Here is a 21,597-nt window from a genome sequence, read left to right on the forward strand (position 1 = left end):
GGGTGACGGGCGCCGGAGTGAAAGCGCTGCGGGCCGTGGCGGACGCGGTCTGGCCGCGCACCTGCATGACCTGCGAGGCGCGCGTCGAGGAGGAAGGGCTCTGCCCCGCCTGCTGGCGCGACATGCCGTTCCTGCGCGCCGCGCGCTGCGACGGCTGCGGCCTGCCCCTGCCCGGCCCCGGCGACGAGCCGGATGGCGGGCCGATCCGCTGCGACGGCTGCCTGGCCGAGCCGCGCCCGTGGGCGGCGGGGCGCGCCGCGCTGGCCTATGCGGGACCGGCCCGCGCCCTCGTGCTGCGCCTCAAGCACGGCGACCGCCCCGACCTCGCCGTCGGCGCGGGCCTCTGGATGCACCGCGCCGCGCGGGGGGCGGTGGACGCCGACACCCTCGTCGTGCCCGTCCCCCTGCACCCGTGGCGCCTCTGGCGGCGCCGCTACAACCAAGCCGCCCTGCTCGCCCGCGAGCTCGCGCGCCACGCGGACGCGGCCTTCGCCCCGCAGGCCCTCCGCCGGGTCCGGCGCACCCCCACCCTCGACCGCCGCCCCCGCGCCGAGCGCATGGCGCTCCTCGACCGCGCCATCGCCGCCGACCCTGCGCAGGTCGCCGGGCAGGCCGTGGCGCTGGTGGACGACGTGATGACGACGGGCGCCACGCTGGCCGCCTGCACGGAGGCGCTGGCGGGGGCGGGGGCCGCGCGCGTGACGGTCCATGTGCTCGCGAGGGTCGAACGGGACGCGGGGATCGTTATATCGGAGGCGATGGAGGAGTCCCCCGATGAAGACCGCGACGATCTACACCCAGCCCCTCTGCGGGTTCTGCACCGCAGCGATCCGCCTCCTCCGCCAGAAGGGCGTGACGATCGACGAGCATGACGTCGGGCGCGACCCGTCGCTCCGCGCGGAGATGATCCAGAAGGCCGACGGCGCGCGCACCACGCCGCAGATCTGGATCGGCGACACCCATGTCGGCGGCTGCGACGACCTCTACGCCTTGGAGCGGTCGGGCAAGCTGGACGCGCTGATCGCCGCATGAGGGCGGCGCTCTGCCAGATGTCGTCCTCGGACGACCCGGCGGAGAACGCCGCCGCCCTCGCCGCGATGCTGGACGAGGCGGCGGAGGGCGGCGCGGGCTGGGCGCTGACGCCGGAGGTGACGAACTGCGTCTCCGGCTCCCGGACTCGGCAGCGCGCGGTGCTCGGGCCGCTCGATGCCGACCCCTGCCTCCTCGCCGCCCGCGCGGCCGCTTCGCGGCACGGGATGTGGGTGCTCCTGGGTTCCCTCGCGGTGACGACGGAGGACGCCGACGGGCGCTTCGCGAACCGCTCCGTGCTGATCGGCGCGGACGGGACGGTCGCGGCGACCTACGACAAGATCCACATGTTCGACGTGGAGATCGACGCCACGGAGACCTACCGCGAATCGTCGGGCTACCGCCCCGGCGACCGGGCCGTGGCGGTCGACGCGCCGTGGGGCCGGACCGGCCTGACGATCTGCTACGACCTCCGCTTCCCCGCGCTCCACCGGGCGCTTGCGCAGGCGGGCGCGCGAATCCTGACCGTGCCCGCCGCCTTCTCCCCGGTCACCGGCGCGGCGCACTGGGAGGTGCTGCTGCGCGCGCGCGCCATCGAGACGGGATGCTGGATCCTCGCGCCCGCGCAGACCGGCGCCCACCCCGCGACGCGGGGCCGGCCGCGACGCTCGCACGGCCATTCGCTCGCCGTCGCGCCGTGGGGCGAGGTCGTGCTGGACGCGGGCACCGGGGTGGGCGTCGCCTTCGTCGACCTCTACATGGACGCGGTTGACGCCGCGCGCCGCCGGGTGCCGTCGCTCGCCCACGACCGCCGGTGGGCGGGGCCGTGAGCGAGGAGGACGCCCTCGCCTCGGCGCTGTTCTCCGAGATGCTGGTGGCCGAGCACCTCGTCCGCGCCCGCGTGGCGCGGGTGCTGCCGAAGGGCATGGAGCTGAGCCATTTCGCGGTGCTCGACTACCTCGCGCAGTCGAAGGAGGAGCGCACGCCCGCCGACCTCGCCCGTGCGTTCCACCTGACGCGGGGGGCGATGACCAACACGCTCGCCAAGCTGGAATGGGCGGGCCACGTCCACATCCGGCCCGACTGGGACGACGCGCGGCGCAAGCGCGTGGCGATCTCCTCGTCGGGCCGCGCCGCGCGGGACTCCGCGCTGGCCGCCCTGCGCCCCGTGCTGACCGGGGCGGTGCGCGGGATCGGGGCCGACAAGGTCCGCGCCGCCCTGCCCGTCCTGCGCGAGGTCCGCGCGCGGTTCGGGGAGGTCCCGCCGAAGGACTAGGCGAGCCGCGCCACCGCGTCGGCCAGCACCTCCAGCCCGAGGCGCAGGTCCGCCGCGGCGGTGTCCTCCGCGAAGTCGTGGGAGATGCCCCCGATGGAGGGCGCGAAGAGCATGCCGACGGGCAGGACGCGGGCGACGTTGGTGGCGTCGTGCAGCGCGCCGGAGGGCATCCTGCGCCAGCGGTCCGGGGCATGGCGGGCGGCCGCGGCGGAGAGGGCGCCGACCAGCCCCGCGTCCATCGTGGTGGGCGGCAGGGCGGCCGTGCCGGAGACCTCGAGGGCGAGGTCGCCCCTCGCCTCGTCCAAGGCGGCGCGCACCGCCGCCTCCATCGCGTCGAGCCGCGCCGCCGCGGCGTCCCGCCACTGCACCGTGAAGCGCGCCCGCCCCGGCACGGCCGAGGCGGCGTTGGGATGCAGCGCGACGTGGCCCACCGTCCAGACGCTGTCCGGCGTGACGAGCGGCGCGAGGGCCGCGTCGATGGCGGCCTTGGCCCGCACCAGCCCGGAGAGCGCGTCGCGGCGCAGGCGCATGGGCGTGGTGCCCGCGTGGTTCTGGTCGCCCGTCAACGTGACGGTGACTTGGCGCAGGCCGACGATGGCGGTGACGACGCCCACCGCCTCGCGGGCCGCGTCGAGGACGGGCCCCTGCTCGATATGCGGCTCGAGGTAGTGGGTGAAGCGGTCGGCCGCGGGGGCCTCGCCGGTGGCGGGGAGCGCGCGGCGGGCCTCGGCGAACGGGGTGCCGTCGAGGTCCGTTAGGGCATCAGCCTCCGCCAGGCTCAGCGCGCCGGACCAGATCTCCGACCCGGTGGTCGCGCCGAAGCGGCCCTCCTCGTCCTGGAAGCTGACCACGGAGACGGGCAGCCCCGCCCGCGCGCATTCCAGCCCGCAGGCCACGCCCCACGCGCCGTCGAGCCAGCCGCCCTCGGGCTGGGTGTCGGTGTGCGAGCCGATCAGCACGGGGCCGCCGAGGCCCCAGACGTTGCCCGCGCCGTCGATGGTGGGCGCGAGGCCCGCGTCGGCCATGCGGTCCGCCAGCCACAGCCGCGCCTCGACGTCCGCGGCCTCGAAAGCGCGGCGCCGGACGCCCATGCGCCCGTCGCGGGTGAGGGCACCGATCGTGCGGAGGTCGTGGAGGTCGGCGAGGTGGCGGGCGGGGTCAACGGCCAAAGACATGCTCCCTGTGCCAAGCGAGCGCAGTATCGGAGGGACGGTCCCGCAGTCGGTCAGGCGCGCGCAGGACCATGTCGGGCACGAAGAGGCGGCGCGCGGTGTCTGCGTCGACCTTGTTATGGCTCACGAGAATTCGGTGGGTCGCGGGCTCCACGCCGATCAGGCCGCGGTCGAACATCCAGTGCAGTGTGCCGGACAGGGCGATCCCGTTGCGGACCACGTCCGCGCCGCCCTCGGCCACGGGGACGATATGCGCGGCCTGCACCTCGGCCCGCCCACCCCCGTTCCGCAGGCCCAGCCCCGATATGGCACAGCGCCTGCCGTAGGCTCGGCGGACCATGCGCCCGAAGGCCGCGTCGCGTGCGGAACGAGAGGAGAGGGCGGTGCGGCGATCGGCGCCCGGGAAGGGTGACTGACGGTCGCCGAACGCACGGAGCGGGCCTGTGCGGGGGTGGGCGTCCGCGTCGGGGACCTCCGCAAGCCCGGCGTCCACGATGGCCGCGAAGTCCGCTGGGGGGAGGCGACGGACGGCCAGCATGTTGTTCCCGGCGCGGGGGGCGAGCGTGCTCTCGTAGAGCGTGCCATCGGGGCGGGCGCGGGGAACGAGGGTCTCGAAGTCGAGCGTCTCTCCTGGGACGAGGTCCGCGTAGAAGTGGTCAGGCCGGACCGGGTCGGGGCGGATGGCGGCGATCTTGGCGACGTGGGTGTAGCCGAACGCGCCGCGCCGCCCTTCGTAGAACACCACCCAGTCGCCGATGCAGTCGGAGAGGGTGCCGAGATACTGCTTGGGGAAATGATAGTGCGCACCATGCGCGTCGTTGTAGATCGACGTCGGGTTCTGGATCAGGACAGCGTGCGGCATCGGCGCGAGAATGGCGCGTCGGTCGGTGGGGGCCAAGGGGGACGGCCATTGGTCCCGGCTGCTCTAGTCGATCTCGACCGTCCCGCCCTCCTCCGCCGCGCGGGAGCGGCAGGTGATCATCCAGTCCGCCCGCTCCGCTTCGGACAGCACGTGGTCGCGGTGGTCCACGTCGCCTGCGACCACCCGGCGGCGGCAGACGCCGCAGAGGCCGTCGGCGCACTTGACGTCGACGGACAGGCCCGCCGCGATCATCGCCTCGGCGGCGGTCTCGTCGGCGCCCACCTCGATCCGGCGCCCGCCCGCGATCAGGGTGAAGGGGCGGGACGGGCGCGCCTCCTCCTCGGGTGGCGCGAAGAGTTCGACGGACACGGGGATGCCGCGCGCGGCCCCCGCCGCCTGCGCCGCGCGCATCAGGGCGTCGGGGCCGCAGGCATAGGTCTGCGTCTTGGCGTGGGTGAGGGCGGCGAGGTCGGCGCGGGTGCCCTCGTCGCTGACATGGAGGGTGGCGGAGGCGGCCCACGGGGCGGCCGCGATCTCGGGCCACAGCGCGGCGCGGGCGCGGGTTGGAACGGCGTAGTGCAGCGCGAAGGGGAGCCCGGCGCGGTGCAGGGCCCACGCCATCGGGATCATCGGCGTCACCCCGATCCCGCCGCCGAGCAGCAGCGTGTGAGGCTGGGGATCGAGGGGGAAGTGGTTGGCGGGGGGCGCCGCGAACACGCGGCGGCCCACGGCGAAGATGCGGTGGAGCAGGGTGGAGCCGCCGCGGCCGGCGTCCTCGCGCAGCACGGCGATGCGGTAGGCGGCGCCGTCCTCGGGGTCGCCGGTCAGCGAGTAGGGGCGCAGGTATTCGGGCGCGACCATAAGGTCGACATGGGCGCCGGGATCCCATGCGGGGAGGTCGGCCCCGGTGGGGTCGCGCAGGGTCAGCAGCATCACGTCGCCGCGCCGCTCGGCCTCCGCCACCTCCAGGCGCAGGACGGGCGACGCGGAGGCGGGGGGCACCCGGTCGAGCACGGTCTCGTCGCCCGCGTCGCGGCGGCGCTTGTACTCCGCCACCGAGGGCATGGCGCGGTGGGCGGCGATGCCCGCCTCGCGGTCCATCGGGTAGGGATAGGGGGCCGGGGGCGGCGTGAGGGGCGCGGGATAGACGGCCATCGTCTGGTCCTCGGCGCGGACCTCCAGCCCCGGGGAGATGCCGCGCGCGTTGACCGGCTTGTCGGTGGGGGCGTAGCCGCCGTCGGGCTGCAGCTCGAGGTCCCACCACCACTTCTTGGACGGGTCGATGCCGCCCCGTCCCAGCGCGTCGTCGAGGCGCTGGAGGGCGGGCGCGAGCCGCGGCATCTTCATCGCCGCCCAGCGGAACGGCTTCTCGGCGAAGATGCCCTGCAGGTTCCACGGGCAGGTCTTCATGCACCGCCCGCACATCGCGCCGCCCTCGGTCGTGATGCGGTAGGTGGCGCATTTCTGGCTGTCGGACTTCCAGATCTCGTAGCCGTTGAACATCGTCTTCGGCCCCGCCGTGATGGCGCCGGACGGGCATTCGCGGGCGCACTTGTTGCAGCCATCGCAGAAGGTCTGGAGGCCGAAGTCGATGGGCCGGTCGTGGGCCAGCGGCAGGTCGGTGGTGACCACGCCGGACTTGAGCCGGGGGCCGAGGAAGGGGTTGAGGATGACCTCGCCGATGCGGCTGACCTCGCCCAGCCCGGCGAGCAGGAGGAGGGGCGGCTGCAGCACCTCGCCGTCGAGGACGGTGTGGGCCTTGGCGGAGTAGCCGAGGCGGCGGATGTGGCGGGCGAGGACGCTGCCCAGGAGCGAGAAGCGCAGGTAGGCGCGCATCGACTGCGCCACGCTGATCCAGTCGTCGCCCGAGGCGCCCTCCATCGTCTCCCAGCCTTGGTCGACGATCATGCTGATGGCGTGGGGATGGGGCGGGTCGATCGGGTCGCCCGCCGCGTCGTGGGAGTACCACGCCCAGTCGGGGCAGCGGCTGATCCCCACCGCGTCGAGGCCGAGGAAGTAGCTGGCCGCCTTGACGTTCTCCGCCGCCGCCTGCGGGTCGAGCGGCTGGGGCGGCCCCTCGGGGGCGCCGTCCTGCAGCAGCACCAGCGCGCCCAAGAGGCGGCGCTGGGCGGCGGAGGGGGCGGCCTTGCGGACGTAGTGCCCGGCGGTGGCCTTGCGCTGCACCTTGGGGCCGAGGTCGCCGAACTGGGCGCGGGCGAAGAGGTCGGCGCGCTTGGGCACGCGGGGGACGTTGGGCTCGTCGATGTAGGTGGTGGGCGCGTCGACGCGGCGGAGCGATTCGAAGGGGTGGGGGCCGAGGTGGTAGGGGCGGCGGGCGTAGGGGTCCTTGGACGCCGTCTCCATCCGGGCCTCGGCCAAGGGGAGCGTCGTGGTGACGGCGGCCAGCGTGACGCCATCGGTCGGCAGGCCCCCGCGGCGGGCCAGTCCGGGGAGGTCGACGTCGTGCGTCGTGGGGGTGTGGGCGGTGGCGTCCCAGCCCAGCACGCGGAGGTAAGACGCGAGGACGACTGCGATTTCCGAGGCGCGGATCGCGCCGCGGGCGGCGGTGGCGTCGGCGATCCAGTCGTGGCCCGGCTCATCCGTGCGGGGCGGGCGGGGGTCGCGGATGGCGAGGATCAGGGCGTGGCCGTGATGGGCGGAGACGGCCTCGGTCGCCGCAGATTCGCGCAGGTCGGCCATGATGAGGTCGATGCCCGCCGCGAGCGTCTTGGTCTGCCGATCGAGCAGGGCGGTGAGCGCGCCCATGTCGGGATTCCGCACGGGAGTCCCGTGGGTTCCGGCGGCGGGAACGGTGGCGGCGAGGTCGGCGTCGGAGAAGCGGGCGAAGGCGAGCAGGTGGCGCGCGCGCTCGGTCGGGTCGTCGGGGATGCGGGAGCGGACGGGGTTGGCGGGGCCGTGGCGGATCGCGTCCATCATGGCCTGCGCCTCGGTCGTGGCATGGGCGATGGAGTGGGGGTGCGGGGCCATGGGGCGGGTGTGGCACGGGCCGGGGCCGGGGGCGAGGGCGCCGAGCGCGGCGCGGGTCAAGGGGGACTACATCTTGTGGTTCGGGGTGCGTTCGGTGGGGGGGCGCCCCCCGTGCACCCCCCGTGCATACACCGTACATACGCACGTTCATACGCGGGGCGTTCATCTGTCGTTAACCATCGGTGGAAAGTTCTTGGGGGCGTGATGGGGTGGAACCCCATCCTACGTTAACCTTTCGGTGCGACGGTCGCTGGATGACGGCGTATCGGCGGCTGCGGGTTCCGGGCGGGACGTACTTCTTCACCCTCGCGCTGGAGCGGCGGGGGGCGTCCACGCTCGTGGATCACATCGACCTATTGCGGGCCGCGTGGGCGGCGACGGCGCGGGAGCGGCCGTTCGTGACGGAGGCGGTCGTGGTGCTGCCGGACCATCTGCACGCGGTGTGGCGGCTGCCGGAGGGGGATGTGGATTTCTCGACGCGGTGGGGGGCGATCAAGGCGCGGTTCACGCGGGGGGTGCGGGCGCGGGTGGAGGGGATGGGTGGCGACGAAGATGGGGTGGAACCCCATCCTACAGGTGCGCGTGGCGGAACCCGTAGGATGGGGTTTCACCCCATCATGGATATACCGAACCCCCGCGCGATCCCATTCCGTCCCACCACCCCGTCCAAACGGCGCAAGGGCGACGCGGGACTGTGGCAGCGGCGGTTCTGGGAGCATTGGTGCCGCGACGAGGCCGACGTGGCGCGGTGCGTCCGGTACTGCTGGGTCAACCCGGTGAAGCACGGGTTCGTCGCGCGCCCCGCCGATTGGCTGTGGTCGTCCATCCACCGCGACATCCGTGTGGGACGGGTCGATGCGGGGTGGTCGTAGGATGGGGTTTCACCCCATTATGGCGGGGCGTGGGTGGTGGGGAAGATGGGGTGGAACCCCATCCTACGCTTGCTTAACCTGCTTGTCGCGGATTGGGACACATCGATCTGATGTCATCGATATGTTCGTGTAACTCAGGAAAGACAGGATTCCACATCGGATCAAGGATGATCTCCACACCGTGACGTCGAGCTAGTTTTGCGGCAGGGACGAAATCATAGTCTCCTGCGATGAGGACCATCTTCGATACATGTCCCTGCCTAGCGATGTCAGTGATGTCCGAACCCAGCTTCACGTCTACTAGACGTTGCTTTGCATAGAAGACGAAGTCGTCGTCTGTGAGGTCCTCCCACTGCCTCTCCTTCTTTCGAAGGGCTTTCAACGCCTGCGGCCTAAGCTGCCAGTCACCGTTCTTGTCCAGCTGTCCTAAGCGAAGGGCGAAGGACGGAGTAGTTCTAAGCGCACTATGCCAATCAACTCGGAAGACTGTCTGTGTCTCTTTGCCGAAGTGCTTGGTTTTCCCAGAAATGGGGTATGTTCGGTTTTCGGTGAAAGGCGGACAGTCGTAGAAATAGACACGGAGTAGATCGTGGAAACGCTGCCCGCGCCCAAGGGGGTGATGAGGCGGGCGCTCATACATGTGGGCATGGCAGTACAACTCAAGCTGTCGAGCAACCACCGCCGCATCGGTTGGCTGACCGCCGGAGAGACTTGTAAATCGCTTTAGGAAGAACGAACCGTCGACGAAGACAACCGCTCTTGACATAATAAACCCCAGCCAGTGAAGGCTACGTGAGCCACACCATGCTGGGGTTTGCAATGTTGCTCGAGAGATGGGCCGTTGCAGTATCGCAAGCAAGCATCTGCTGCAGCAAGAATTCTACACCCCCTGTCTCACGACAGGGGGTGTAGAGCCAGATTGGTTGACTTGTCAAGTCCTCAGGGCCCTTGTTTCTATAGAAGCAGAGGAAATAGTGTGGTACCCTCTTGCTGCACAAAATTACCTTGCAGCAAGGCTGGACCGTGCTTCTGAAAGAGATCGAAGAAGAGCTTAAGCGCGTAGAAGAGCGTCTCAGAGAGTTGTCTGCGGAGCGGGCCGCCTTGATGCGGCTGCGGTCGCGGGCTCAACTCTACCCAACAGTCAGCATCCGAACACGGCGGCGGTCCTCTCTGGATCGGGCAATCTCGGAAGACCAGATCCTCGCAGTTCTCACGACAGCCGGACGACCACTTAGGTCGTCCGAGATCTATAAACGTCTGAGATCAACCTCGCTCGCCATCAAGGAACCGACGTTTCGATCGCACCTTACGAGAATGCATAGGAAGGGAATCGTCAGTTCTGATGGGAATAGACCTGCTCTGTGGACAGTAAACCCTACCTCGTAAACTTCTTATACTTCACCCGAGTCGGCTCCAGCGCGTCCGCCCCCAGCCTGCGCTTCTTGTCCTCCTCGTAGGCCTCGAAGTTGCCCTCGAACCACTCGACATGCGCCTCGCCCTCGAAGGCGAGGATGTGGGTGCAGAGGCGGTCGAGGAAGAAGCGGTCGTGGGAGATGACCACGACGCAGCCGGCGAAGTCGGAGATGGCGTCCTCTAGCGCGCGCAGCGTCTCGACGTCGAGGTCGTTGGTGGGCTCGTCGAGGAGGAGGACGTTGCCGCCCTCCTTGAGGAGCTTGGCCATGTGGACGCGGTTGCGCTCGCCGCCCGAGAGGAGGCCCACGGACTTCTGCTGGTCGCCGCCCTTGAAGTTGAAGGAGCCGCAATAGGCGCGGGAGTTCACCTCGGCGTCGCCCAGCTTGATGAGTTCGGCGCCGCCCGAGATCTCCTCCCAGACGGTCTTCTTGGGGTCGAGCGCGTCGCGGGACTGGTCGACGTAGGAGAGCTTCACGGTGTCGCCGTACTCGACGGTGCCCCCGTCGGGCTGCTCCTGCCCGGTGAGCATGCGGAAGAGCGTGGACTTGCCCGCGCCGTTGGGGCCGATCACGCCGACGATGCCGCCGGGCGGCAGCGAGAAGGACAGGTCCTCGATCAGGAGCTTGTCGCCATAGGCCTTCTGCAGGCCCTCGACCTCGATCACCTTGTTGCCGAGGCGGGGGCCGTTGGGGATGACGATCTGGGCGCGGCCCACCTTCTCGGTCTCGGACTGGGCGGCCATCTTCTCGTAGGCGTTGAGGCGGGCCTTGCCCTTGGCCTGCCGGGCCTTGGCGCCGGAGCGGATCCACTCCAGCTCGCGCGCGAGCGTCTTCTGGCGGGACTTGTCCTCCTTGGCCTCGCGGGCGAGGCGCTCGGCCTTCTGCTCGAGCCACGCGGAGTAGTTGCCCTCGTAGGGGATGCCGCGGCCGCGGTCCAACTCGAGGATCCAGCCGGTGATGTCGTCGAGGAAGTAGCGGTCGTGGGTGACGATCAGGATGGTGCCCTTGTAGTCGATCAGGTGGCGCTGGAGCCACGCGATCGTCTCGGCGTCGAGGTGGTTGGTCGGCTCGTCCAGCAGCAGCATGTCGGGCGCCTCGAGCAGCAGCTTGCAGAGCGCGACGCGGCGCCGCTCGCCGCCCGAGAGGTTGTCGGGCATGGCGTCGTCGGGCGGGCAGCGCAGCGCCTCCATCGCGATGTCGACGCGGGAGTCGAGGTCCCACAGCCCCTCGCTGTCGATCTCGTCCTGGAGCCGGGCCATCTCCTCGGCGGTCTCGTCGGAGTAGTTCATGGCCAGTTCGTTGAAGCGGTCGAGCTTGGCCTGCTTGGCGGCGACGCCCATCATCACGTTGGCGCGGACGTTCACCTGCTCGTCGAGGTCGGGCTCCTGCGGCAGGTAGCCGACGGTGGCGCCCTCGGCCGCCCACGCCTCGCCGGTGAAGTCGGGGTCCTGGCCCGCCATGATCCGCATGAGGGAGGACTTGCCGGTGCCGTTGACGCCGACGACGCCGATCTTCACGCCCGGTAGGAAGGACAGGCGGATGTTCTCGAACACCTTCTTGCCGCCGGGATACTGCTTGGACACGCCGTCCATGTGGTAGACGTACTGATAGCTGGCCATGATCTGCGTCCTCCGTTGGGGGCGGCGTAACGGGGGCGCGGGACGGGGGCAACGGGGCGCGGCGGCGCGGGGCCGCCGCGCGGGGGATCACGTGGCGGGGAGCGCCGCGATCTCCGTCTTCAGCTCGGCGCGCTGCCGCTCCGCCGTGGTCTTGGCGTCGGCATCGCCGTCCCACGCGTCGAGCGCGGCGTCGTAGACGCCGAGCAGCATCTCCTCGCCTTGGCGCACGAAGGACAGCGCGTCGCGGTCGAGGCCGCCCGCCCAGTCGCGCAGCGTGGTGGCGATCTTGTTGACCGTGCCGCGGACCGAGCCGTCGTCGGTGTCCTCGCCCAAGGCGGCGAGCTTGGCCGCGACCTCGGCGGCGTGGCGCTCGTGCATGGCCTTGAGCTTGGTGGCCACGGGCATGATCTCGGGGGCGCCCTTCTGGAGGAGCGTCTCGAAGCCCGACAGCACGTCGCGGATGCCGGAGTTGATCTGGTGGAGGGCGTCTTGGGCCATGTCGGAATCTCCTGTTCTGGGGTGCGGGGGCGCAACGCCGCCCGCATCCCCCGGTTCCGCAAGGGTTTTCCCTCAGACGTAGCGGTTGACGATGGCCTCCAGCCGCTCCTGCCGCCCCGAGCGGGGCCGCGGCTCGATCCCCTCGGCCTCGACGCGGGCGGCGGCCTGCTCCAGCGTGCCGGACAGCATCGCGGCGGCGGCGTCCTCGTCCCAGCCCGCGTAGCGCTCAGCCCGCAGATCCTCCAGGACGCCGTCCTCCAGCATCGCGTGGGCGGCCCGCAGGCCGCGGGCGCAGACGTCCATCGCGCCCACATGGGCCGCCACGAGGTCGATGGGATCGAGCGACTGGCGCCGCAGCTTGGCGTCGAAGTTGGTGCCGCCGGTGGTGAAGCCGCCCGCGCGGAGCACCTCGTAGTAGGCGAGCGCCACCTCGGGGACGGAGTTGGGGAACTGGTCCGTGTCCCAGCCCGACTGGTAGTCGTTCCGGTTCATGTCGATGGAGCCGAAGATGCCGAGGGCGGAGGCCAGCGCCAGCTCGTGCTCGAAGCTGTGGCCCGCGAGGATGGCGTGGCCCTGCTCGACGTTGACCTTCACCTCCGCCTCCAGCCCGAAGTCCTTGAGGAAGCCGTAGACCGTGGCGACGTCGTAGTCGTACTGGTGCTTGGTCGGCTCCTGCGGCTTGGGCTCGATCAGGATGGTGCCGTCGAAGCCCACCTTCCGGGCGTAGTCGACCACCATCGACAGGAACCGGCCCGCCTGCTCGCGCTCGCGCTTGAGGTCGGTGTTGAGCAGCGTCTCGTAGCCCTCGCGCCCGCCCCAAAGGACGTAGTTCTCGCCGCCCAGGCGGTGCGTGCCGTCGATGCAGGCCTTCACCGTCGCGGCGGCGTAGGCGAACACGTCCGGGTCGGGGTTGGTGGCCGCCCCCGCCATGAAGCGCCGGTGCGAGAAGAGGTTGGCCGTGCCCCAGAGGCACTTGGTCCCGGTCTCCTCCATCCTGCCGCCGATGTGGTCTATCATGGCTTCGAGGTTGGCGCGGGACTGCGCGAAGTCGTCGCCCTCGGGGCGGATGTCGGCGTCGTGCCAGCAGAAGTAGGGCTGGCCGAGGATGGCGAAGAGGTCGAAGGCCGCGTCCGCCTTGGCCCGCGCGTGGTCCATGGTGTCGCCGAACCACGGGCGCTCGAAGGTCTGGCCGCCGAACGGGTCGCCGCCGGGCCATGCGAAGCCGTGCCACCACGCCACCGCGAAGCGCAGGTGCTCGGCCATGGTCCGCCCGCCCAGCACCTCGTCCGCATCGTAATGGCGGAAGGTCGTGATCCCGTCCCCGTCCGGGTCGAAGCGGATCGGCGCGATGCCCTCGAAATAGCCCATGCTCGTCCTCCCTCATGGCCCCGGCGCGCGGGTGCCCCCTGCAAGGCATGGGGGAGGCGGGCGCGTCAATCGCCGGGGCCGCGCGCGGCCATTGACGCGCCCGCCCCGCCCGGCATGGTGAGGGCCGGGAGGACGCCATGACAGACCTGCACACGATCCCCGACTTCCTCGACCGCAACGCGGCCGAGTTCGGCACGGCGGCGGCCTACCGCGAGAAGGAGTTCGGCATCTGGCAGGAGTGGACGTGGGCCGACACCCGCGCCGAGGTCCACGCCATGGCGCGCGGCCTGATCCGCGACGGGCTGGCCGTGGGCGACCACGTCGCCGTCCTCGGGCGCAACCGCCCGCAGCTCTACATGGCGATGGTCGCCGCCCAGTGCGCGGGCGGCATCCCCGTGCCGCTCTACCAGGACGCCGTGGGCGAGGAGATCGCCTACGCCCTCGAGCATTGCGGCGCCCGCTTCGTCGTGGCCGGCGACCAGGAGCAGGTGGACAAGGTGCTCGAGGTGGCCGACCGCATCTCCGCGCTGCACCGGACCTACGTGCTCGACGAGCGGGGCCTGCGCTCCTACGACCGGACGAACCTCGTCTCGCTGGCCGACCTGCGCGCGTCGGGCGAGGGCGCGGACGGGGCCGAGATGGAGCGCCGCCTTGGCCAGCAGGGCCCCGACACGACCTGCGTGATGCTCTACACCTCGGGCACGACGGGCAAGCCCAAGGGCGTGGTCCTGTCCCACCGCAACATCGTCGCCACCTCCAAGGCGTCGTCCGAGTTCGACGGCCTGCGCCAATCCGACGAGGTGCTGGCCTACCTGCCGATGGCGTGGGTGGGCGACTTCATCTTCTCGATCGGGCAGGCGATGGTGACGGGGTTCACCGTGAACTGCCCCGAGAGCGCGGACACGGTTATGCACGACCTGCGCGAGATCGGCCCGACCTACTACTTCGCGCCGCCGCGCGTGTTCGAGACGCAGCTCACCAACGTGATGATTCGCATGGAGGACGCCTCCCCGCTCAAGAAGCGGATGTTCGACCGGGCCATGGCCTTGGCCAAGCGGGTCGGCCCCCTCCTGCTCGACGGCAAGCCGGTCTCCGCCTCCGACCGCCTCCGCTACCGCATCGCCGAGGCGACGGTGCTCGGCCCGCTCAAGAACACCCTCGGCCTGTCCCGCGTCCGCGTGGGCTACACCGCCGGCGAGGCGATCGGGCCGGAGCTGTTCGACTTCTACCGGGCGCTCGGCATCAACCTGAAGCAGCTCTACGGCCAGACCGAGGCGTCGGTCTTCATCACCCAGCAGAAGGACGACGAGGTCCGCTCCGACACCGTGGGCACGCCGACGCCGGGGGTGGAGCTGCGGATCGACGACAGCGGGGAGGTGTTCTACCGCTCGCCGGGCTCCTTCGTGGAGTACTACCAGAACCCCGAGAGCACGGCGTCGACCAAGGACCCGGAGGGCTGGGTCGCCACCGGCGACGCGGGCTTCATCGAGCCGGACACGGGCCACCTGCGGATCATCGATCGGGCGAAGGACGTCGGGAAATTGGCGAGCGGCGCGTTGTTCGCGCCCAAGTACGTGGAGAACAAGCTCAAGTTCTATCCCGAGATCTACGAGGCCGTCGTCTTCGGCGCGGGGAAGGACCGCTGCGTCGCCTTCCTCAACATCGACCTCACGGCCGTGGGCAACTGGGCCGAGCGCAACAACATCGCCTACTCGTCGTATCAGGAACTGGCCGGCCACCCGCAGGTGCTCGACACGCTCCAGGCCCATGTCGAGGCGGTGAACCGGAGCGTGGCCGAGGACGAGATGCTGTCCGGCTGCCAAGTCCACCGCTTCCTCGTGCTCCACAAGCAGCTCGACGCCGACGACGAGGAGATGACGCGCACCCAGAAGGTGAAGCGCCGGACGATCGAGGCGAAGTACGCTGACCTGATCGAGGCGCTCTACGACGGGTCCGAGCGGGTGAGCACGGAGACGGAGGTGACCTACGAGGACGGGCGCAAGGGCGTCATCCGGGCGACGCTGGAGCTGCGGGACGCGAAGGTGGTGCCGGTGGCGGCGAAGAGCCCGAAGGTGGAGGTGGCGGCGGAGTGAAAAGGAAGGACCAAGCTATATGGCGATGACTACCTGCGCCGAGTGTGGGCACGACGTAAGTACGAAGGCGACCAAGTGTCCCTCATGCGGTGCACGCCTTCGGAAGCCACGGCGCGGCTTCTTCGGCTCGCTCTTCAAATGGGCATTTATCCTCTTCAATGTGCTGATGGCTGTCTGGATAATTTCCTACTGGAGCGATCTGTCCGAGATGTCCGGCGATCTCTCCTCGGAAGCGGAACGTGCTGGTGCCGCAGTCGGCGGTACCATCGGTTCAGGCGTCTTGCTTATTCTCTGGGTAATTGGTGACATCATTCTCGGACTACTGGTTCTGTTCACCCGGCCCAGGGATTAGCCGCTGTAGCAAGCGTAGGATGGGTGCAATCCACCAAATTGAGTTCCATTGGCGCACCTTGGCTGGTTTCACCCACCCTTCGTCCGTACCGTTCAAGATCGGCGCCGCGGCCCCCACGCCCCCGCCTTGCGCGGGGGCCTCTCCCTCCTCCGGGCGCACTGCTGCGACGCGACGCGCGCGACCCGGCCCGAGCCCCCCGCGCAGGGCGGGGGCGCCTCCTCCTGTTTGACAAACCTTGCCATCCCAACCACCTTCTCCACCGAAGGAGACCCCCGATGGCGACCATGAACATCTCCCTCCCCGACAGCCTCAAGGCCTTCGTCGAGGAGCAGGCCGCCAGCGGCCACTACGCCGGGACCAGCGACTACGTCCGCGACCTGATCCGGCAGGACGCCGAGCGGCGGCGGGCGCTGGACGAACTTCGGTCCGAGATTCAGAAGGGTCTCGACAGCGGGGTGGCTGAAGACTTCGACATGGAGACCTTCCTCGCCGAGCGGCGGGCCGAACGCGCGAGACGGCGTGCCTGACGACTAGCGGCTGTCGAACGAGGCGGTGGCGGATTTGGCGGACATCCTTGATTTCGGCGTCGAACGCTGGGGCGAGGATCGCGCGGAACGATATCAGTGGGACCTTGCTGGCACGTTCGACACCCTCGCGGGCAATCCTCGGATCGCGCGGACGCGACCGGACCTGCCGGGGAACGTGAGGGTTCATCCGAGCGGGTCGCACGTCGTCGCATATACCGAGGACGCGGGCGGTATCCTGATCGTCCGCGTCCTCCACGGGCGCAGCGACTGGCGCCGCCTCCTCGCCTGACCCCTTCCCCCCGCCGCCCCACCCGCTAAGGTCGCCCAACGCATCCGCACCTTGGGAGGGGGGCCGCATGCTCGACGCCGACACCACGACCACAGCCGACGGGCGCACCATCGGGGGCACCGTCCTCGACCTGCGCAACATCACGCTGCGCTTCGGGGGCGTCGAGGCGATCAAGGACATCTCCTTCGACATCCGCGAGGGCGAGATCCGCGCGATCATCGGGCCGAACGGCGCGGGCAAGTCGTCGATGCTGAACGTCATCTCGGGCTTCTACGTGCCGCAGGAGGGCGAGGTCTGGTTCCGCGGCAAGCCCCGCCCGCCGATGAAGCCCTACCAAGTCGCGCGCCAGGGCATCGCGCGCACCTTCCAGAACATCGCGCTGTTCGAGGGGATGACCGTCCTCGACAACGTCATGACCGGGCGGCTGGGGCACATGCGGTCGGGCCTGCTGACCCAAGCGCTCTGGTGGGGCGGGGCCGCCCGCGAGGAGGCGGAGAACCGCGCCGCCGCAGAGCGAATCATCGACTTCCTCGAGATCCAGTCGATCCGGAAGACCCCCGTGGGCCGCCTGCCCTACGGCCTCAAGAAGCGGGTCGAGCTGGCCCGCGCCCTGGCAGCCGAGCCGTCGCTCCTCCTGCTCGACGAGCCGATGGCCGGCATGAACGTCGAGGAGAAGGAGGACATGTCCCGCTTCATCCTGTCGGTGAACGACGAGCTGGGCACGACGATCGCATTGATCGAGCACGACATGGGCGTGGTGATGGACCTGTCCGACCGGGTGGTCGTGATGGACTACGGCAAGAAGATCGGCGACGGAACGCCCGACGAGGTGCGCGCCAACCAAGCGGTGATCGATGCCTATCTCGGCGTGGCGCACGACTGAGCGGCGCACGCGACTCGCGGGCCTCGGCGCCGGCGCCCCTCTCGGCTCGGTCGTCGTCGCGGGATGGGTCGCCGTCCCCAGCAGCGGAACGGAGGAGATCGGCGGCATGCCCTCGCTCGATCCGTTCCGCGCCGTGTCGCGCCCGGTCGATGCATCCGGGCGGAGGCCCGTTCCCGCCGTGACCCTGTTCCGCAAGATTGTCGGCCCCGTGGGCGACCCGTCCCGAGGGGCGACCTATCTGACGCTCACGACCGCCACTCTGGACGGGGCCTGAGACGCGGCCCGTCCCGAAATCCGCCGGCTAGGCGCGGAACATCGCGAGTCCCCGCCCCGTTGCACTCTCCGAACCAACACGGAGACCTCGCATGTCCGACCACGAGACGTGGCTCAAGAAGACCCTCGCCGACATCCTCGGGGCCGACGAAGGCCTGCCCGACTTCACGATCCAGCGCCTGAAGGGCTTCCGCCCCGACGACATCGACGAGCTGCGGATCAACGAGAAGCAGGCGGTGTTCGACGCGTTCAAGCGGGTCGCGCACCAGTCCCGCAACGCCCGCGGCGCGACCGCCACCGAGGAGGGCACCGCCACGCCCCCGTGGGTCGACGGCGACATCGACTGGGGCCTGCGCGCCGCCAAGTCCGCCTTGGAGGGCATCCCGGCAGGCAAGCGCAGCGAGAAGGCCAACGAACTGCTCGCGGCCTGCACCTGCCCCGCCGCGACGGGCCCGAACCCCGGCATCGACGGCGGCACGGCGGCCTTCCGCGACCCGATGCCCGCCTTGGAGCGCGAGCCGGGCTCGCCGGAGAAGCCGCTCCCCTACTGACGCGCCGTCGTGGCGGGCCGCATGACGGCCCGCCCCGCTTGCGGATCGCCCCCCACGTGCCATGATGCCCCCGGGAGGATGCCGGGGGCGTCCGCGTCACGTCTTGGGAGGGGCGTCCGATGCCCGATCAACTGCTCTTCGCGGCCGAGGTGATGCTCAACGGCCTGATGGCCGGGGTGATGTATAGCCTCGTGGCGCTCGGCTTCGTGCTGATCTTCAAGGCGTCCGGCATCTTCAACTACGCCCAAGGGGTCATGGCCCTCTTCGCGGCGATGACCTTGGTGGGCATCCAGAACGGGCAGGTGCCCTTCGCCCACCTCATCAACGCGACCTTCGGCACGTCCATCCACCACTTCGGCTGGGAGGTGCCCGCCCTCTTGGCGATCCTGCTGACGGTGCTGGTGATGGCCGCGTTCGCGTGGGCCGTGAACAGGTGGGTGTTCTCCAAGCTCGTGAACCAAGAGCCGATCATCCTGTTCATGGCGACGATCGGGCTGGCCTTCTTCCTCGAGGGGGTGGCGGACCTGATGTGGGGGTCGGAGATCAAGACGCTGGACGTCGGGCTCCCGCAGGGGATCAACGACTGGATCGACGGCGTCACCTTCGAGGCGACGGGCTACGGCTTCTTCATCGACAACCTCGACATCGTGGCCACCGTGATCGCGGCGCTGCTCGTCCTCGGGCTGGTGCTGTTCTCGCAATACACCAAGCAGGGCCGCGCGCTCCGCGCCGTGGCCGACGACCACCAGGCGGCGTTGTCGGTGGGCATCTCGCTCAACTTCATCTGGGTGCTGGTCTGGTCCATCGCGGGCTTCGTGGCGCTGGTCGCGGGGATCATGTGGGGCACCAAGTCGGGGGTGCAGTTCTCGCTGTCGCTCATCGCGCTCAAGGCCCTGCCGGTGCTCATGCTGGGCGGCTTCACCTCGATCCCCGGCGCCATCGTCGGCGGGCTGATCATCGGCGTGGGCGAGAAGCTTTTCGAGTTCCTGATCGGCGCCCCCTATCTCGGCGGCGCCACCGAGAACTGGTTCGCCTACGTGCTGGCGCTGATCGTGCTGGTATTCCGCCCGCAGGGGCTGTTCGGCGAGCGGATCATCGAGAGGGTGTAGCCGTGCCCCGTAATCGCCATAACCCCGTCGGCAGGGCGCCCAGCGCCGTGCGTAGGACGCCCGAGCATCGGGCGCCCGCCCGCCGGGAGGTCCGACATGGGGAAGATATTCGGCACGGTGTTCGCCCTCGACGCCGGGGCGATCATCCTCCTCCTTCTCCACGACCTGACCAACGGGGACCGGCTCATGCTCGTTCGCGACTGGCTCGGCCCCGAGGCGACGCTCGTGGTGGTCGGGTTCTACCTTGCGGCGGCGTTCGGGTCCGCGTTCCTCTCGTGGCTCTCCTTCGCGATCGACGCGCTGCTCGTCCGGTCCCGCGCCCCGACATCTCCTGTCCCGGCACGACGGAGGCCCGAGCCGCCGCTGCGGAACGTCCGCCTCGACGAGGTGACGGGTTCGCGCGGCCTCGTTCGGGCCAGCGCGTCAACCCCGAGCGGGTGACCGTCGGCCCGCCGTCGGGGACGCGCCGACGGAGGCCGTTGCCGTGACGCACCGCTCCCGCCTCGGCGTGGTCGTCATCGACTGCGAGACGGACGACCTGTCCGCGCCGCTGGCCTTCTGGTCCGCCGCGCTCGGGCTGGAGGGCCGGATCGACGCGCGGGGCAAGTACGCGACCTTCGCCGACGCCGAGGGCTATCCGAGGCTGCTGCTGCAGGCCGTGGACCACGCGCCCCGCGTCCATCTCGACGTCGAGACCGACGACCAAGAGGCCGAGCGCGCCCGGCTGGAGCGGCTGGGCGCCACCGTCGTGGACCGCTGCGACCACGGCTGGATCGTCATGGAGGCCCCGACGGGCCACCGCTTCTGCCTCGTGAACCCGCAGACGAACGACTTCCCGGGGCACGCCCCGGTCTGGGAGGACTGACCTTGCTCTACCGTGAAGCCGGCGACTTCAAGACGTCCTACGCCAAGGACGACCAGACCTTCCCGCTGGCCTTCGACCGGCGCGCCTACTGGGCGCTGCTGCTCGTCGCGGCGGTGGCGCTGCCGTTCCTCGTGACGGACTACTGGGCCAACGCCTTCCTCGTGCCGTTCCTGATCTACGCCATCGCGGCGCTCGGGCTGAACATCCTGACGGGCTATTGCGGGCAGGTCAGCCTCGGGACGGGCGGGTTCATGGCCGTCGGTGCCTACGCCTCCTACAAGCTGATGACGGCCTTCCCGTGGATGGACATGATCTCCGTCACGCTGCTGTCGGGGCTGGTCACGGCCGCCGTCTGCGTGCTGTTCGGCCTGCCGTCCCTGCGGATCAAGGGCTTCTACCTCGCGGTGGCCACGCTCGCCGCGCAGTTCTTCCTCGTCTGGCTCTTCAACCGGGTGGGGTGGTTCTACAACTACTCCGCCTCGGGCCAGATCAACGCGCCGGTGCGCGAGCTGTTCGGCATCCCCGTCACCGGGCCCTCGGTGGCGGCGTCGACGCAGTACCTGTTCTGCCTCGGTTTCGTGGTGGTGCTGGCGTGGGTCGCGCGCAACCTGACGCGCGGCGCGCTGGGGCGGCAGTGGATGGCCATCCGCGACATGGACATCGCCGCCGAGATCATCGGGGTGAACCCGCTGCGCTCCAAGCTGACGGCCTTCGCGGTGTCGGGCTTCTTCGTCGGCGTGTCGGGCGGGCTGTTCTTCACCATCTACCTCGGCGCGGTCGAGGTGGGCGAGGTGTTCGGCATCCAGAAGTCCTTCCTCGTGCTCTTCATGGTGATCATCGGGGGCTTGGGCAGCATCCTCGGCTCCTTCCTCGGCGCGGCCTTCCTCGTGCTGCTGCCGGTGGTGCTCAAGCTGGTGGGCGTCGACCTGCTGGGCTGGCCCACCGACATCGTGGCGCACCTGAACCTCGTGATCGTGGGCGCGCTGATCGTCATGTTCCTGATCGTCGAGCCGCACGGGCTGGCCCAGCTCTGGCGCCTGACCAAGGAGAAGCTGCGCCTCTGGCCGTTCCCGCACTAGAGGGTCGATGACGCGACCCCCAGCCTCTCCCCGGGAGCGCTTCCTCTACGAAGCCTGCACCGTCTACGGGTTCTGCCTTCCGCCCGGGGACCAAGCGAAGGTTCTGGCGGCGGACGCGGCGGATCCGGCCACTCTCGTGGATATGGTCATCCTTCTGGAGGGGCTTGAGCCGTCGGTCTGCCGGTGGCGTGACGACCTGCTGGAAGCTGCTAGGCGGTGCGGCCTCGACTAGGACAAGGCGCGCCGGACGAACGGTGCGCCCGGCGCGATACGACCGCGCAGCGGTCCGCGCATCGCCGGGCCGCCCCCCGGCCCGGCGATACTGGGCCGACGGCGCACCGCCGGGGCGTCGTGCGGGGGTGAGGGATAAAGCGCCCCGCCTCGCCGTACCATCGCCGCGCCACGGCCCGCCGACGCGCTGGGTCGCGACCCCCTTCCCATCCTCTCCCGACTCGCTAACCTCGCCGCCATCCGGGGCAC

General features: G+C 70.2%; 23 protein-coding genes. 17 read left to right on the top strand and 6 right to left on the bottom strand.

Annotated features, from left to right (window positions below; genetic code table 11):
* Nucleotides 1-17: 17 nt before the first annotated feature.
* Genes JQC91_RS02625 through JQC91_RS02640 form a run of 4 tightly spaced genes read left to right on the top strand, consistent with a single transcriptional unit; the run spans nucleotide 18 to nucleotide 2,305 of the window.
* The gene (locus tag JQC91_RS02625; protein WP_343069889.1) at nucleotides 18-872 is read left to right on the top strand and encodes a ComF family protein; all 855 of its coding nucleotides are present in this window, start codon (nucleotides 18-20) and stop codon (nucleotides 870-872) included.
* On the top strand, nucleotides 775-1,032 hold the full coding sequence (gene grxC, locus JQC91_RS02630; protein WP_203285212.1) for a glutaredoxin 3: 258 nt from the start codon (nucleotides 775-777) through the stop codon (nucleotides 1,030-1,032). Before JQC91_RS02625 ends, grxC begins: the two co-directional genes overlap by 98 nt.
* Nucleotides 1,029-1,859 (top strand): carbon-nitrogen hydrolase family protein, encoded by an 831-nt coding sequence (locus tag JQC91_RS02635; protein ID WP_203285213.1) that lies wholly within the window; start codon nucleotides 1,029-1,031, stop codon nucleotides 1,857-1,859. Before grxC ends, JQC91_RS02635 begins: the two co-directional genes overlap by 4 nt.
* 38 nt (nucleotides 1,860-1,897) lie before the next feature.
* On the top strand, nucleotides 1,898-2,305 hold the full coding sequence (locus JQC91_RS02640; RefSeq protein WP_203285506.1) for a MarR family transcriptional regulator: 408 nt from the start codon (nucleotides 1,898-1,900) through the stop codon (nucleotides 2,303-2,305).
* Here the strand turns inward: JQC91_RS02640 and JQC91_RS02645 are convergent.
* The 3 genes from JQC91_RS02645 to JQC91_RS02655 form a co-directional block, all read right to left on the bottom strand.
* Nucleotides 2,302-3,480 (bottom strand): hydantoinase/carbamoylase family amidase, encoded by a 1,179-nt coding sequence (locus JQC91_RS02645; RefSeq protein ID WP_203285214.1) that lies wholly within the window; start codon nucleotides 3,478-3,480, stop codon nucleotides 2,302-2,304. The two genes, JQC91_RS02640 and JQC91_RS02645, sit on opposite strands and share 4 nt — an antisense overlap.
* Nucleotides 3,464-4,339 carry an HNH endonuclease gene (locus tag JQC91_RS02650; protein WP_203285215.1) on the bottom strand — a complete coding sequence of 292 codons (876 nt, stop codon included), beginning with the start codon at nucleotides 4,337-4,339 and terminating at the stop codon, nucleotides 3,464-3,466. The genes JQC91_RS02645 and JQC91_RS02650 overlap by 17 nt, the downstream gene beginning before the upstream one ends.
* Before the next feature lie 63 nt (nucleotides 4,340-4,402).
* Nucleotides 4,403-7,327: a 4Fe-4S dicluster domain-containing protein gene (locus JQC91_RS02655; RefSeq protein ID WP_203285216.1), complete on the bottom strand. Its 2,925-nt coding sequence runs from the start codon at nucleotides 7,325-7,327 to the stop codon at nucleotides 4,403-4,405.
* Between the two features lie 254 nt (nucleotides 7,328-7,581).
* Between JQC91_RS02655 and JQC91_RS02660 the strand changes: the two genes are divergently transcribed.
* The gene (locus JQC91_RS02660; RefSeq protein WP_203285217.1) at nucleotides 7,582-8,199 is read left to right on the top strand and encodes a transposase; all 618 of its coding nucleotides are present in this window, start codon (nucleotides 7,582-7,584) and stop codon (nucleotides 8,197-8,199) included.
* 1,375 nt (nucleotides 8,200-9,574) lie between these two features.
* Here the strand turns inward: JQC91_RS02660 and ettA are convergent.
* The 3 genes from ettA to xylA form a co-directional block, all read right to left on the bottom strand.
* The gene (ettA, locus tag JQC91_RS02675) at nucleotides 9,575-11,230 is read right to left on the bottom strand and encodes an energy-dependent translational throttle protein EttA (protein ID WP_203285220.1); all 1,656 of its coding nucleotides are present in this window, start codon (nucleotides 11,228-11,230) and stop codon (nucleotides 9,575-9,577) included.
* 87 nt (nucleotides 11,231-11,317) lie between these two features.
* Complete coding sequence (locus JQC91_RS02680) at nucleotides 11,318-11,728, bottom strand: DUF2383 domain-containing protein (protein ID WP_203285221.1); 411 nt, start codon at nucleotides 11,726-11,728, stop codon at nucleotides 11,318-11,320.
* Between the two features lie 72 nt (nucleotides 11,729-11,800).
* The gene (gene xylA / locus JQC91_RS02685) at nucleotides 11,801-13,096 is read right to left on the bottom strand and encodes a xylose isomerase (RefSeq protein ID WP_203285222.1); all 1,296 of its coding nucleotides are present in this window, start codon (nucleotides 13,094-13,096) and stop codon (nucleotides 11,801-11,803) included.
* 137 nt (nucleotides 13,097-13,233) lie between these two features.
* Between xylA and JQC91_RS02690 the strand changes: the two genes are divergently transcribed.
* From JQC91_RS02690 to JQC91_RS02745, 12 genes are all read left to right on the top strand, one after another.
* Entirely contained in the window at nucleotides 13,234-15,189 is a 1,956-nt protein-coding gene (locus JQC91_RS02690) for an AMP-binding protein (RefSeq protein WP_203285223.1), read from the top strand.
* A 19-nt stretch (nucleotides 15,190-15,208) separates the two neighbouring features.
* Nucleotides 15,209-15,541: a hypothetical protein gene (locus JQC91_RS02695; protein WP_203285224.1), complete on the top strand. Its 333-nt coding sequence runs from the start codon at nucleotides 15,209-15,211 to the stop codon at nucleotides 15,539-15,541.
* A gap of 275 nt (nucleotides 15,542-15,816) precedes the next feature.
* On the top strand, nucleotides 15,817-16,068 hold the full coding sequence (locus JQC91_RS02700; protein WP_203285225.1) for a type II toxin-antitoxin system ParD family antitoxin: 252 nt from the start codon (nucleotides 15,817-15,819) through the stop codon (nucleotides 16,066-16,068).
* Nucleotides 16,069-16,078: 10 nt separating this feature from the next.
* A complete protein-coding gene (locus JQC91_RS02705) occupies nucleotides 16,079-16,357 on the top strand; it encodes a type II toxin-antitoxin system RelE/ParE family toxin (protein WP_275296974.1) in 279 nt (92 codons plus the stop codon).
* Between the two features lie 67 nt (nucleotides 16,358-16,424).
* A complete protein-coding gene (locus JQC91_RS02710; protein WP_203285227.1) occupies nucleotides 16,425-17,240 on the top strand; it encodes an ABC transporter ATP-binding protein in 816 nt (271 codons plus the stop codon).
* Nucleotides 17,241-17,346: 106 nt separating this feature from the next.
* Entirely contained in the window at nucleotides 17,347-17,514 is a 168-nt protein-coding gene (locus tag JQC91_RS02715; protein ID WP_203285228.1) for a hypothetical protein, read from the top strand.
* A gap of 91 nt (nucleotides 17,515-17,605) precedes the next feature.
* Nucleotides 17,606-18,064, top strand: coding sequence for a hypothetical protein (locus JQC91_RS02720; RefSeq protein ID WP_203285229.1), 459 nt, complete (start codon nucleotides 17,606-17,608; stop codon nucleotides 18,062-18,064).
* Nucleotides 18,065-18,183: 119 nt separating this feature from the next.
* Nucleotides 18,184-19,173 carry a branched-chain amino acid ABC transporter permease gene (locus tag JQC91_RS02725; protein WP_203285230.1) on the top strand — a complete coding sequence of 330 codons (990 nt, stop codon included), beginning with the start codon at nucleotides 18,184-18,186 and terminating at the stop codon, nucleotides 19,171-19,173.
* A 96-nt stretch (nucleotides 19,174-19,269) separates the two neighbouring features.
* Complete coding sequence (locus JQC91_RS02730; RefSeq protein WP_203285231.1) at nucleotides 19,270-19,614, top strand: hypothetical protein; 345 nt, start codon at nucleotides 19,270-19,272, stop codon at nucleotides 19,612-19,614.
* A 43-nt stretch (nucleotides 19,615-19,657) separates the two neighbouring features.
* On the top strand, nucleotides 19,658-20,038 hold the full coding sequence (locus tag JQC91_RS02735) for a VOC family protein (RefSeq protein ID WP_203285232.1): 381 nt from the start codon (nucleotides 19,658-19,660) through the stop codon (nucleotides 20,036-20,038).
* 2 nt (nucleotides 20,039-20,040) lie between these two features.
* Nucleotides 20,041-21,117, top strand: coding sequence for a branched-chain amino acid ABC transporter permease (locus JQC91_RS02740; RefSeq protein WP_203285233.1), 1,077 nt, complete (start codon nucleotides 20,041-20,043; stop codon nucleotides 21,115-21,117).
* A gap of 7 nt (nucleotides 21,118-21,124) precedes the next feature.
* On the top strand, nucleotides 21,125-21,349 hold the full coding sequence (locus JQC91_RS02745; RefSeq protein WP_203285234.1) for a hypothetical protein: 225 nt from the start codon (nucleotides 21,125-21,127) through the stop codon (nucleotides 21,347-21,349).
* Nucleotides 21,350-21,597 lie beyond the last annotated feature (248 nt).

Origin of the sequence: Jannaschia sp. Os4 (genome assembly GCF_016820245.1) — a bacterium.
Lineage (GTDB): Bacteria > Pseudomonadota > Alphaproteobacteria > Rhodobacterales > Rhodobacteraceae > Jannaschia.